Here is an 11,666-nt window from a genome sequence, read left to right as displayed (position 1 = left end):
GGCTACCGGGGGCATCGGGATAGAGTAGGAGCTCTGAATATCGCCCAAACAACCTAACTCATATGGTCACAGTATGAGTGCCCATGGAGCTATAGGCTCTGCCATGGGAGGGGTGATGGCACACCCTTAAACTTAAGGCTTGAACAAAACAGAAATGGCCTGCGTTCGACAAAGCACTTAAGAATCCCACTGCTTTAGCTGTGGGAGTGTCAATTAAAATATCTGTAGTCTACATCTGATCCTTGTTGAACTGGTCTTCAATTGTATCAGGTTCAACATGAACATCAGTATGCATGATATCATATTTTTCATACAGCACTTCCTCAATCATTTCAGTCACATCATGTCCCTCCTGAACGGTCATCATCCCGTCCACCAGGATCGTCACATCGATATAAGTATTAGCCCCGTACATCCGTGCTTTAATTGTCGCAACTTCTTTCACATGAGGTAGAAGAAGAATCTCATTTTTATATTCCGTCAGATGTTTATCTTTGAACCCGTCAGATAAGGAAAAGCTGCTTTCCTTGAATACTTCTACACCTGTTTTGATTATGATGATTGATACGATGACAGCCATTACTCCGTCAAGCCAGCCCCAGCCGAACGAAGCTCCTGTGATGGCAATGGCGGTAGCTGAACTGGTCAGGCTGTCTGCCAAGTTATCTTTGGAGACAGCTTTAAGACCTGCACTGTTAGCTTTATTTGCCAGAGACAGATTGAATCTGTAAAGGAGATACAATACAATCGCACTTGCGACAGATACAATGGCAGCTGACTGATCTGGAGGCGTGATTTCTCCACTGATTATTCGTAAAATACTGCTCTGAAGGACTTGAAACCCGACAAACAGCATAATGAAGGAAGTGATCAGACTGGCGATCGGTTCAGCTTTCCAGTGCCCATAAGGGTGATCGGAATCGGCTGGTTTTCGTGCAGTCTTGAGTCCTATTAGGACAGTTACTGAAGAGACGACATCTGTAAGGTTATTGAACCCATCAGCTGAGAGAGAGGCGGCATTCAGAAAAAAACCGAGCAGAACTTTTACCAGAGCTAGAATGATATACACACTGATGCTTACTCGAGCTCCGCGTTCGGCAAGTTTTACTCTATTGTATTGATTGGGCATATTTGGTTCCTCCATCTTTTTAAACAGGTCCTACATATAGTATATAATGGTTCGGAACTTTTCAACAACAGGAGCTTCCTTTTTAACAATTACTTATTTTTTAGGACGGACGAGAAACCACACTATATCAAATTGAAATTAGATATGGAGTATATAAAAAAGACGCTCTCCTTTTACGAAAAAAATAGAGCCTGTTATATATTATACTGACTGGAAAATAGTGAACTGGAATTATTTAAGGGGAGTGAATGTGGTTTTGTTGTGGGATTAATGGCCACTGGGATGGAGGTGGAATGTGAGTGGTTAATAGTTGAAAAACCAGTACTGCTGAGATGGACAAAGCAAATAAGTGATCAATCTGACAACTGCCAGAGGCAGGCAATGTAATCGAAAAAAACCTTTATTAGTTTACTAACAGACAAGCTGCGTCTAACTAATAAAGGGTCGAATGATTTAACGATTACCTAAACCAGGCGATACTACCATTCGTTGATCGACTGGCGTTCACCTTTAAAGTTGTTTTTCTTCTGGTGACGTGAAGCCAGAACAGATTCCACATCGTCTACTGTGACACCGGATTGATGGAGAAGGACACCTAAATGATAAAGCACGTCGGCTGCCTCATTCCTGATTTCTTCCTTATCTTCATTCTTGGCACCGATGACTAGTTCAAAGGATTCCTCTCCGAACTTTTTGCTGATCTTATCAATACCCTCGTTGAGAAGATAATGTGTATAAGATTTTTCATCAGAAGATGTCGCACGATTTTTTACCATGGCTTCAATATCCCGTAAGGAGAAGGAAGACACAAGGTTGAAACAGCTGTCGCTGCCTGTATGACAAGTAGGGCCAGCTGGATCGACCATAATTAGAAGAGCATCATCATCACAGTCCAGATACATGTCAGTGACATACTGCATATTCCCGCTGGATTCGCCTTTTTTCCACAGTCTATTTTTTGAACGGGAGTAGAACCAGACGACTTTTTCCTTCTTAGTGAGTTCAAACGCTTCTTCGTTCATATAGCCCATCATACGGACTTCTTTCGTGATATGATGCTGTAGGATAACCGGTAGCAATCCTTTTGAAAAGTCAGGTTTAAGTGTAGTGTAATCAGACATGTCTTACAGGCACTCCTTTCGAATCGCATAGATCTTTCACTTGCTGGATGGATACATCCTGGTCATGGAAAATGGAGGCAGCCAGTCCAGCTGACACATCTGTCTCCAGGAAAAGAGAGATGAAATCTTCGGCACTGCCGGCACCGCCAGAAGCGATAATTGGAATGGTGACTGCTTTCTGAATGATCGAAAGGAGTTTATGGTCGAAGCCTTGCTGCATGCCGTCGTAGTCCATACTTGTGACCAGCAGTTCACCAGCTCCGCGACGTTCGACTTCTTTAATCCAGTCAATTGTCCGGATATCCGTACGCTGCTTGCCGCCATGAGTATAGCAGAACCAGTCTTGCTTATCTTCATCCCATTTCGCATCGATGGCAATACAGATGCATTGGGCACCGAATTTTTCGCTTGTTTCATTAATCAGATCCGGATTGCTTAGTGCCGCCGAGTTCAAACTGACTTTATCTGCACCGGCGTTCAGTACAGCAGAAATGTCTTCGATGGACTTCAGTCCGCCTCCGATTGTCATAGGGATGAACAGTTCTTTTGCCGTTTTACTGATAACATCGAGCATTAATGCATTACCGGTCTGAGTTGCTGAAATATCAAGAAAGACAAGCTCGTCGGCACCGAGCGCATTGTATCGTTTCGCCAATTCAACAGGATCGCCGATTTCCCGCAGTCCTTTAAACTGGATTCCTTTAACGACTACACCATCTTTTACATCCAGACAGGGGATGATTCGTTTCTTTATCATTTAATTGATGCCCTCCCAGAACGTAGTCGTATTAGCTGCTTTTCCAACGATCGCAGCTTTGACACCTGCTTCTTCAAGCTGGTTCATATCTTCAAGACTTCTGATCCCTCCAGAAGCAGTGACTGGGTGAGGGGTTGTTTCGACTAATGCTTTTGTCAGTTCAAAGTTAGGTCCCTGCATTTTTCCATCTTTTGAGATGTCAGTATAAATGATTCCGCCTAGTTTCAAGGAAGCCGTTTCCTCAGCTACATCAAAAATCGTACGGTCCATCGCCTCAGTCCAGCCATTGACAGCCACCTGATCTTTCTTGGCATCCAGTCCGAGATAAATTTTCCCTGGATATTGTTCAGTCATTGTTTTGAGCCACTCAGTATCTTGAAGCCCACGTGTACCCACTATGACATAAGATGCCCCGTTTTTTAAATAATAATCGATTGTTTCCTGTTTACGAATGCCGCCACCGATTTCAACAGGACGTTCGCTCGTTTGAATCAGATCTTTAATAAAAGCTTCCTCTGCAGGTTTCTGATGAAGGGCACCCATCAGATCGACAATATGAATCCGTTTCACCTGCTCGAAATGATTGTAGAAGGCGACGGCTTCCTGAGGGGTACGAGTCATGACTTCTTTCGTCCCGTAGTCTCCTTCAGTCAGTCGGACACTTTCGTTATCGATCAGATCGATCGCCGGCCATAATTCTATCATTTGATGTACCCGCCTTTCAGTGCCTGATCAAGAATCTGAAGACCCTTGTCGCCACTTTTTTCCGGGTGAAACTGAATGCCGATAATGTTGTCTTTTTGAACAATAGCTACCACATCATCCTCATAAGTCGCTTTTGCCACGACATTTTCTTCCGTGTGGACTTTATAGGAATGAATGAAATAGACGTCTTCATTCAGAGAGACATTTGACGCATCCAGTTTATTCCAGCCTAAGTGAGGAACTGGAAGCTGGCAGGTCATCTTCCTGACTTGTCCGGGAAGGAAGTTCAGCCCGTCGACATTCCCCTCTTCACTGTGTTCGAAAAGCAGCTGCATACCTAAGCATATACCGATAAACGGCTTGGTTTCCTTCAGCTTGTTCAGCTCAGGAATCAAATCGAGTTCTTTCAAACGGGTCATAGCATCTTTGAAATGACCGACACCGGGAAGGATGATCTGGTCAGCCTGTTCCAGCTCTTCAACATCGTGAGTAACTTTCACTTCATAGCCCAGATAAGTCAAGGCGTTAGTCAAATTGGCAATGTTTCCGAGTCCGTAGTCGACGATCGCGATCATGCTTCGATCACTCCTTTCGAAGAAGGCAGTCTGGAAACAGAGGAGTCGCTGGCTGCCTGACGTAGAGCCTGAGCATAAGATTTGAAGAGAGACTCGATTTCATGGTGCGTATTGCCGCCTCTGATCAGATCAAGATGCGCCGTCAGACGGGCATTGATCGTCAGCGCATAAAAGAATTCCTTGACCAGCTGAACGTCGAAGGTACCAACGGTCTGGCTGGAAAAATCTGCTTCAAAGTGCAGGTAAGGACGTCCGCTGACATCAATGACTGTTCGAGTCAGTGTCTCATCCATAGGAACATAAGCCGTACCGTATCGCTGAATGGATGACTTGTCTTCCATCAGTTCAGCAATTGCCTGTCCAAGCAGGATACCGACATCTTCTGTAGTGTGGTGATCATCAACATCTGTGTCGCCATCCACTTTAAGGTCGATGACATAATGACCATGAAACGCAAACAGATCCAGCATATGGTTCAGAAAGCCGACGCCAGTATCGATATGCGACGCTCCAAGGCCCTTGCTGATAGTCAACTCGATAGAGGTTTCTTTTGTCTTGCGTTCTTTAGTTATGGTCATTGCGCTTGTCTCCATTCTTTTAAAATAGTCTGCAGATCCATTAGCTGCTCTTCAGTAGCAATGGAATACCTGACGATCTGTCTTAATGCAGGATTGTCGGATTCTGGATACATTCTTGGTAAAAACCCGCGTTCGACAATGTGTTCACCCAAATCGACAGCTTTTTCTCCGTAGGTAAAGATGAAGTTAGTCGAACTGTCCAGGATATCGATCACATCTCCGACTTCGTCCTGGAAAATCTGTTTTAGTTTTCTGGAAAGGGTACGGTTCAATTCAATGAATTTATCCAGACGTTCAGTCTGGTTGAGAAGATAGTTGGCTACGTTAAGAGAAAATGTGTTTAACGGATAAGGGTGGGCAATTGAGTTGAGAATGCCCATCGTTTTTTCTGTAGAAATAGCGACACCTACACGCAGACCTGCCAAGCCGTAAACCTTACTCAAGGTTCTTAGACGGATGACATGATCGCCTTCAGGATAAGTTACTTGATCTTCAATAAATTCTCCATAAGCCTCATCAATAATGAAATAACCGCCAGCTTCTTTCATAAGAGCTGAAGCTTGTTCGACGAACTCTGAAGGATGAAGCGTACCGAATGGGTTATTCGGCTGTGAAAAGATAAAGACAGAAGGATTTAATTCCTTGATCTTCTTATAGACTTCTTCGTAATCGAAGGTCCAGTCGTCATGACAGTTGATTTTTGTAAGTTTACGTCCGAACTGCTTGGCATATTCTTCATACATCACAAAGTCTGGATCCAGCACAAGAACAGGCCCGTCACCAAGAACGATCATTGCTTTCTGTATCCATTCATCAGACCCGTTTGCAAATGAAATCAGATCAGGATCAAATCCATTGTATGCTGCATAACTCTTCTGAAGTTCCACATACTCATCTTCTGCATATTGATTAAAGTGCGTGTCTACAGCGATTTTTCCTATTTCTTCTTCGCTGAGTGCGCGGTAAGGACTTTCGTTTTTATCTATTCTAATCATTTGAGATCCTCCCATCTGCTGGCTAATGAATCATAGTGAGCATTCAGTTTTTCTTCTTCGGCCATACGCATGCCGCCTGGTGCCATGGTCATGAATGTGTCTTTTTCTAAAGCAATAATTGAGTTTGTTCTTAAGAAATCATTTACAGTCAGACCATTGCTGAATCGAGCAGTGCCACCAGTAGGTAGAACGTGACTTGGACCGGCAATATAATCTCCAATGGCTTCAGGCGAATAGTCGCCGATAAACAAAGCGCCAGCTGTGGTAATGCGGTCGACATAATCAGCTGCATCATTAGTCTGAATCGAGACATGTTCGCCTGCAATCAGATTGATGATATCGATTGTTTCGTCTCTAGATTCAGTCAGAATATTAAAGTGATGATTTGCCAGACTTTCTCTGATGATCGACTCACGAGGCTGTTTCTTAAGCCCTTTCTGAACCTGTCCATAAATTTCCTGAAGTTTAGCTTCATTCTCGCTTACTAAAAATGTTCTAGCTTCAACATCGTGTTCAGCTTGAGCGAGGATGTCGAAAGCTGCCCATTTTGCGTTGGTGCTTTCATCAACAGCGATGACTATTTCACTTGGGCCTGCAATTGAATCGATGCCCACATCGCCGTAGACAAGCTTCTTGGCCAAAGCAACATACTGATTGCCAGGACCAACAATTTTATCTACTTTAGGGATTGTTTCAGTTCCATATGCAAGGGCGGCAATGGCCTGTGCTCCGCCAACCTGAAAGACACGGTCAACGCCTGAAATGTGACATGCAGCAAGAATAGCTGGATGTACACCATCAGGTTGAGGCGGAGTAGTCACGATGATTTCATTTACACCAGCTACTTTCGCAAGAACAGCCGTCATTAAAACGGTAGAAAGTAAAGGCGCCGTTCCTCCAGGCACATATACACCGACACGTTTGAGAGGATGTACTTTCTGAAATAATTCCTTTCCTGCACTATCTGATAGCTTAATGGAAGACTGATAACGTCTGATATTGTCATGTGCTTCCTCCATAGCATGTCTCAAATCATCATCTATGGAAGAAACGGCTTTTTCCAGTTCAGACCATGGAATTTCAAGCTCATCGATGGCCACGTTATCGAACTGACCGCTGTATGATTTAAGAGCACAATCTTTGTCTTTCTGAACAGACTGGATAATATCCATGACCGATTGCGTTTTCGTCCAGTCCACACTATTGATCGTTTTAAATTTATCTTTAAATGACTGAGCTGTGTACATCTAAGCACCTACTTTTTTGAATTGATTGATGATTGACTGTATTTTAGTATTCTTAGAAAAGAATGCATGCTTGTTTGAAATAAGGCGTGCATTGATGTCATCAAGACGAATCTGTTCTTCAAGACCATTGTCTCTTAGAGTCGTACCTGTCTGAACGATATCCATGATGGCATCGGCCATGTCGATTGTCGCGGCCAGCTCAACTGAACCTTTTAGATAGATGATTTTAACAGGCTGCATAATTGAATCAAAGTAATTTTGAGTAAACTGTACATATTTTGTAGCTACAACTGGATAGACATCCTTAGGTTCTTTAGCTGCCAGTGCAAAGTGGCAGTAGCCGAACGGCAGATCCATCAGATTATTGATGTGTCTGTTCTGTTCGTACAGGACATCACTTCCTGTTATGCCCAAATCAGCGACGCCTTCTTCCACATAAACTGGAACATCTTCACCTTTGACCAGAAGAAATCTCACTGAGTCGGTGTTCACAACTAATTCTCTTGACACTGATTCGAGTGCATCGCTCCAGTCGGTCATATCTATGCTTTTTAAAAATGCTATAAAGTCTTTCAACTGTCTTCCTTTTGATAAAGCTATAGTAATCATCTCTTGCTCCTTCACAAAACGGTTTAGTATGTTAAGTCTGTTAGGTTGATCGCCATACCAAAGGCTTTTGTCGGACTGGAATACTGTCCGCCGGTAACGATCGGCTCTACAGTCTGATCAGTATAGAATTGCAGAAAGATCCCCTTATAGTACGATTGAGCCGGAAGTGAGAATAAGTCACTGTAAACTGTCGGGATATTTTTTTCTTCCAGTGCATTACGCCAGTTGATTATTTCATTGACTGGGTCTTTCAGGTCAGGAAACTGGTCTCTGGCGAAATGGAGCTGGTAGGGAACCGGCTGGCTCATCAGTTGAACGACAGGATGAGTTTGACCTAAATACTTGGTCAGTCCATCCAGGTTACGTTCTCTCAACAGATGTCTGACTTCCGGATCTTGAAGTTCGTCTTTACTCAGTAGTCTTTTCAATAGAGAATAGTGACTGATCACTGCTACTGAAACCGTCTGTTTAAGATGAGTCTGTAGATAATCAAGCAGATCTTTCATTGACGACTGTTGTGTATCGATATCTTCTGAGAAAATCTCCATTCCGAACTGCATACGTTCCTTGTTATAGGAATAAACCGGACCGGAATAAGCTATTTTATCAGTTTTTAATTTATATTTTTTCCGGTATCTGACTATGGCATCCGTCCAGTCGCTTCTGATTGATAGGAGGGAATCGTTTGCCTGCCAGATATACCGGTTAGTCATTGATTTTAAATCATCTGGTGACAAACTGTCCCAGCGAAATTCTTCGAGGATCGAGAGGTCGAGCAGGTCATAACCGAGATGGTGGAAATGATGGAGAAACTCCCATTCTTGATGTTTTTTATCCAATATATACTGGTTATTCTGTTCGAATAGCATTAGTCGTTTCCTCATTTCTCTTTTTTTAATGATTTGATACAATAGGAGTATCTAAATCACGTAATGAAAAAATACTAACATAGAATTAGTTAATGTGAAAGCTGTTTTGTTGTCACCTATAATAAGGAGGACTTATGTTATCAGATAGTCATATACACACTCAGTACTGCCCGCACGGTTCGGATGCTGAAATGGAAGAATACGTAAAGACAGCCATCAGTAAAGGATTGAAGAAAATAACCTTTACAGAACATGCCCCTCTGGTGATCGATGACCCGACTCCTGAGAATGACAGTGCTATGTCCTGGGAAGATGTAGAAGCGTATATTAAAGAGGGAAAGGAACTGAAGGAAAAATACAAGGATCAGCTGATCATTAATATAGGGTTTGAAATTGACTATATTGAAGGGAAAGAAGAAGAGACAATTGAGTTTCTGAAGAAACATTCCGACCTCATTCCTCATTCCATACTCAGTGTTCATATGATCCGATTGAGCAATGAAGAATATTTCTGTATCGATTACGACAAGGATGCATTTTTAGAAAAAATCAGTGAAGTCGGGTATGATACATTAGTCAGTAAATATGAAGATACTCTTTATAAAGCACTTGCCGAGCCATTCGGGGAACTGACCCCTAAAATAATCGGTCATATTACGCTAATTAATAAGTTTGAGGAAGCGTACGACCAGGTCGACACGATCGACTGGATCAAGGTACTCGAACGTATTAAAGAAAAGGGGTACCGGATGGATTACAATTTCGCCGGACTGGACAAGCCTTATCACAAGCAGACGTACCCACCGGAAGTCCTGGTTAAAAAAGCAATCGAACTAGCTGTCCCGCTTAGATTCGGTTCAGATGCCCATCACCCCGATGAAGTCGGACGCTATTTTGAAAGGAGTCTAAAGAAATGAGTCAATTAAATTTTGAAGTACTTGAGCACTTAGCTGTCTTGTCAGAGAATCCCAAAGGCTGGAGGAAAGAACTGAATCTGGTTAGTTGGAACGACAGACCAGCTAAGTTCGATATTAGAGACTGGAGCCCGGATCACTTGAAGATGGGAAAGGGAATTACATTGGACAATACAGAAATGAAGGCATTGAAGAAACAATTACTTGAAATCGACCTGTAAAGACAGGTACTATAAAGGTAAATATGGAAATGAAGGAGAGATAGCATTGGAAAAAGTTCGGCTGAATAATGGTTTATCCATCCCATACTTGGGGACAGGAACAAATACTTACGGCAAAGAAAACAATGATTACAATGGTAAATTGAATGGCGACTTCTCTGCACTTGAGTCTGCAATCAATTTAGGGTATCGTCTGATCGATACTGCCATCTCCTACCGCAACGAAGCAGGTGTGGGCAAAACGATTAAAGACAGCGGCATTCCTCGTGAAGATTTTTTTATCACAACTAAAATTCCGGCAGATGATCAGTATATTAAAGATAAAGAGGCAGTTAGACAGACACTCGATCAAAGTCTTGAAAACCTGCAGACAGATTACATCGACTTGTACCTGATTCATAAACCTATTGAAGATGAAGAAAAACTGCGTCTGACTTGGGAAGTACTGGAAGAGTACGTCGGAAAAGACAAAATCAAAACAATCGGGGTATCGAATTTTTCAATTGATGATTTGAAACGCCTTGATGCTTTTGCTACTGTCAAGCCGGCAGTGAACCAGATTAAGTCCAATCCGACTGAATGGAACAATGAATGGATAAAGTACATGTTTAAAGAAGATATCCGACCGCAAGCCTGGGGACCAATGAAAACCTCTGAGGCGGATAGAGAGGTGTTGGGGGACATAGGCACAGCTTATGATAAAACCTGGGGACAAGTTCTTCTACGTTACCAGACCCAGCGCGGCGTGATCGTGATTCCTAAATCGCATAACCCTGAGAACCAGAAAGCTAATCTGGAAAGTCTGGATTTCACACTTTCTGATGAAGACATGAGTCGAATTGACGAACTGTAAGAAACTGGAACCGAAACAGATAAAAAAAACCGTCAGATCAAGGAGGTTAATTCCTTAGCCTGACGGTTTTTATAGGCTCATCTTTGTGATCCATCGATGAATCTATTGTGTTATTCAGTCCTGGTATCTATTTAAGTGCAAGCTTAGCCAACTGGTCAGCTCGTTCATTGTAAAGAACGCCGGTGTGAGCTTTAACCTTTACAAAATGGACATTGATTTCCTGAGCGTATTTCTTGAAGTAGGTGACGTAATCTTTAGAGACTGTTTTATTGGCTTTCCATCTTTCAGTAGCCCACATTTCAATTCCTAGATAATCGTAATGAATGATGACCGATTTATAGCCATGACTGACTGCCCATTTTATGGCATTTAAGGCCCCAAAGCATTCTCCTGCAATTTGAAAGCTTTCAGCATACTTCGGATCATCTGCAGCATTTGCCAGTTCATCAAGCACTTTTCCATCTTTAATCATGACTACACCGTAACTGTATTTTTTTGCCCGTTTATCGAATGATCCATCTACATAGGCAATGACTGACTCAGGGGTTTCTTCAACAGGAGCGGAATCTGATCCCTTCAGATAATTCTCGGCCTCAGATTTAGTCGTAAATGACTTAAACTCTGCGTTTGAAAAGCCTGAGATCACTTTTTGAGCTTCACTCCAAGTTGTGAAAACACCTGTCTGTCTTCCTTTTTTAACTGCGTAATATTTTTTTGGCATAGGTACTCCTTAATTCATTCAATCTTAATATTACTCTAGAAGAAAATGGAGGGAATGTCAATATCATGGTCCGTCAGGGCACTTCATTATCAATATTGAGCGGTCAGTGAACTACCCACCACTTAAATCCTCCGGATTTTGAAGTGGGGGCTTCCTACGAACTCCATTCTTGTCTGCACAGGTTTCATGCAGACAGAGGAATCGGATATGGGTAGGCTCAAAAGGCAGTCCCTGCCTCATAGGTTTTCTTTTACTTGGCTAACGCCAAGGAATACTCAGTAGGCTTGGTTGTCGCCTATATAGACTTGGTTATCGTCTATATATAAAGTATACCAAATGAGAATGACATTAACCACTTCAAGCTATCGCTTG

At 42.6% G+C, this 11,666-nt stretch carries 14 protein-coding genes; 3 read left to right on the top strand and 11 right to left on the bottom strand.

The window, feature by feature from the left end; translation table 11 throughout:
- Positions 1 to 229: 229 nt before the first annotated feature.
- The 10 genes from BLR76_RS09585 to BLR76_RS09540 form a co-directional block, all read right to left on the bottom strand.
- Positions 230 to 1,129 carry a cation diffusion facilitator family transporter gene (locus BLR76_RS09585; protein WP_091268485.1) on the bottom strand — a complete coding sequence of 300 codons (900 nt, stop codon included), beginning with the start codon at positions 1,127 to 1,129 and terminating at the stop codon, positions 230 to 232.
- A gap of 479 nt (positions 1,130 to 1,608) precedes the next feature.
- A complete protein-coding gene (gene hisIE / locus BLR76_RS09580; RefSeq protein ID WP_091268483.1) occupies positions 1,609 to 2,250 on the bottom strand; it encodes a bifunctional phosphoribosyl-AMP cyclohydrolase/phosphoribosyl-ATP diphosphatase HisIE in 642 nt (213 codons plus the stop codon).
- On the bottom strand, positions 2,243 to 3,007 hold the full coding sequence (gene hisF, locus BLR76_RS09575; RefSeq protein WP_091268481.1) for an imidazole glycerol phosphate synthase subunit HisF: 765 nt from the start codon (positions 3,005 to 3,007) through the stop codon (positions 2,243 to 2,245). The genes hisIE and hisF overlap by 8 nt, the downstream gene beginning before the upstream one ends.
- A complete protein-coding gene (hisA, locus tag BLR76_RS09570) occupies positions 3,008 to 3,712 on the bottom strand; it encodes a 1-(5-phosphoribosyl)-5-((5-phosphoribosylamino)methylideneamino)imidazole-4-carboxamide isomerase (RefSeq protein WP_091268480.1) in 705 nt (234 codons plus the stop codon).
- Positions 3,709 to 4,287, bottom strand: a complete 579-nt coding sequence (hisH, locus tag BLR76_RS09565) for an imidazole glycerol phosphate synthase subunit HisH (protein WP_091268478.1) — start codon at positions 4,285 to 4,287, stop codon at positions 3,709 to 3,711. Before hisH ends, hisA begins: the two co-directional genes overlap by 4 nt.
- Positions 4,284 to 4,865 (bottom strand): imidazoleglycerol-phosphate dehydratase HisB, encoded by a 582-nt coding sequence (hisB, locus tag BLR76_RS09560; protein ID WP_091268476.1) that lies wholly within the window; start codon positions 4,863 to 4,865, stop codon positions 4,284 to 4,286. The genes hisH and hisB overlap by 4 nt, the downstream gene beginning before the upstream one ends.
- Positions 4,862 to 5,860 carry a pyridoxal phosphate-dependent aminotransferase gene (locus BLR76_RS09555; protein WP_091268474.1) on the bottom strand — a complete coding sequence of 333 codons (999 nt, stop codon included), beginning with the start codon at positions 5,858 to 5,860 and terminating at the stop codon, positions 4,862 to 4,864. Before BLR76_RS09555 ends, hisB begins: the two co-directional genes overlap by 4 nt.
- Entirely contained in the window at positions 5,857 to 7,107 is a 1,251-nt protein-coding gene (gene hisD / locus BLR76_RS09550) for a histidinol dehydrogenase (protein ID WP_091268472.1), read from the bottom strand. Before hisD ends, BLR76_RS09555 begins: the two co-directional genes overlap by 4 nt.
- Positions 7,108 to 7,716, bottom strand: a complete 609-nt coding sequence (gene hisG / locus BLR76_RS09545) for an ATP phosphoribosyltransferase (protein WP_091268470.1) — start codon at positions 7,714 to 7,716, stop codon at positions 7,108 to 7,110.
- 23 nt (positions 7,717 to 7,739) lie between these two features.
- Positions 7,740 to 8,585, bottom strand: a complete 846-nt coding sequence (locus BLR76_RS09540) for an ATP phosphoribosyltransferase regulatory subunit (protein ID WP_176759682.1) — start codon at positions 8,583 to 8,585, stop codon at positions 7,740 to 7,742.
- Positions 8,586 to 8,719: 134 nt separating this feature from the next.
- Here BLR76_RS09540 and hisJ point away from each other — a divergent pair, with 134 nt between their 5' ends.
- The 3 genes from hisJ to BLR76_RS09525 are packed head-to-tail and all read left to right on the top strand — an operon-like array spanning position 8,720 to position 10,573.
- Positions 8,720 to 9,502 carry a histidinol-phosphatase HisJ gene (hisJ, locus tag BLR76_RS09535; protein WP_091268465.1) on the top strand — a complete coding sequence of 261 codons (783 nt, stop codon included), beginning with the start codon at positions 8,720 to 8,722 and terminating at the stop codon, positions 9,500 to 9,502.
- Positions 9,499 to 9,720 carry a YdbC family protein gene (locus BLR76_RS09530; RefSeq protein ID WP_091268463.1) on the top strand — a complete coding sequence of 74 codons (222 nt, stop codon included), beginning with the start codon at positions 9,499 to 9,501 and terminating at the stop codon, positions 9,718 to 9,720. The genes hisJ and BLR76_RS09530 overlap by 4 nt, the downstream gene beginning before the upstream one ends.
- A 46-nt stretch (positions 9,721 to 9,766) precedes the next feature.
- Positions 9,767 to 10,573, top strand: coding sequence for an aldo/keto reductase (locus BLR76_RS09525; RefSeq protein WP_091268462.1), 807 nt, complete (start codon positions 9,767 to 9,769; stop codon positions 10,571 to 10,573).
- 127 nt (positions 10,574 to 10,700) lie between these two features.
- Here BLR76_RS09525 and BLR76_RS09520 read toward each other — a convergent pair whose 3' ends face one another.
- Positions 10,701 to 11,294: a ribonuclease H1 domain-containing protein gene (locus tag BLR76_RS09520; protein WP_091268460.1), complete on the bottom strand. Its 594-nt coding sequence runs from the start codon at positions 11,292 to 11,294 to the stop codon at positions 10,701 to 10,703.
- Positions 11,295 to 11,666 lie beyond the last annotated feature (372 nt).

Origin of the sequence: Alkalibacterium thalassium (genome assembly GCF_900101165.1) — a bacterium.
In the GTDB taxonomy this organism is placed as follows: Bacteria; Bacillota; Bacilli; order Lactobacillales; family Carnobacteriaceae_A; genus Alkalibacterium; species Alkalibacterium indicireducens.
Note: the sequence above shows the minus strand (reverse complement) of the source record. Positions and strands in the feature narration are given on the sequence as shown.

Bases quoted from the DNA above. Each gene is read 5' to 3' on its own strand.
- BLR76_RS09585 (WP_091268485.1), bottom strand. From the start codon at position 1,129: ATGCCCAATCAATACAATAGAGTAAAACTTGCCGAACGCGGAGCTCGA.
- hisIE (WP_091268483.1), bottom strand. From the start codon at position 2,250: ATGTCTGATTACACTACACTTAAACCTGACTTTTCAAAAGGATTGCTA.
- hisF (WP_091268481.1), bottom strand. From the start codon at position 3,007: ATGATAAAGAAACGAATCATCCCCTGTCTGGATGTAAAAGATGGTGTA.
- hisA (WP_091268480.1), bottom strand. From the start codon at position 3,712: ATGATAGAATTATGGCCGGCGATCGATCTGATCGATAACGAAAGTGTC.
- hisH (WP_091268478.1), bottom strand. From the start codon at position 4,287: ATGATCGCGATCGTCGACTACGGACTCGGAAACATTGCCAATTTGACT.
- hisB (WP_091268476.1), bottom strand. From the start codon at position 4,865: ATGACCATAACTAAAGAACGCAAGACAAAAGAAACCTCTATCGAGTTG.
- BLR76_RS09555 (WP_091268474.1), bottom strand. From the start codon at position 5,860: ATGATTAGAATAGATAAAAACGAAAGTCCTTACCGCGCACTCAGCGAA.
- hisD (WP_091268472.1), bottom strand. From the start codon at position 7,107: ATGTACACAGCTCAGTCATTTAAAGATAAATTTAAAACGATCAATAGT.
- hisG (WP_091268470.1), bottom strand. From the start codon at position 7,716: ATGATTACTATAGCTTTATCAAAAGGAAGACAGTTGAAAGACTTTATA.
- BLR76_RS09540 (WP_176759682.1), bottom strand. From the start codon at position 8,585: ATGCTATTCGAACAGAATAACCAGTATATATTGGATAAAAAACATCAA.
- hisJ (WP_091268465.1), top strand. From the start codon at position 8,720: ATGTTATCAGATAGTCATATACACACTCAGTACTGCCCGCACGGTTCG.
- BLR76_RS09530 (WP_091268463.1), top strand. From the start codon at position 9,499: ATGAGTCAATTAAATTTTGAAGTACTTGAGCACTTAGCTGTCTTGTCA.
- BLR76_RS09520 (WP_091268460.1), bottom strand. From the start codon at position 11,294: ATGCCAAAAAAATATTACGCAGTTAAAAAAGGAAGACAGACAGGTGTT.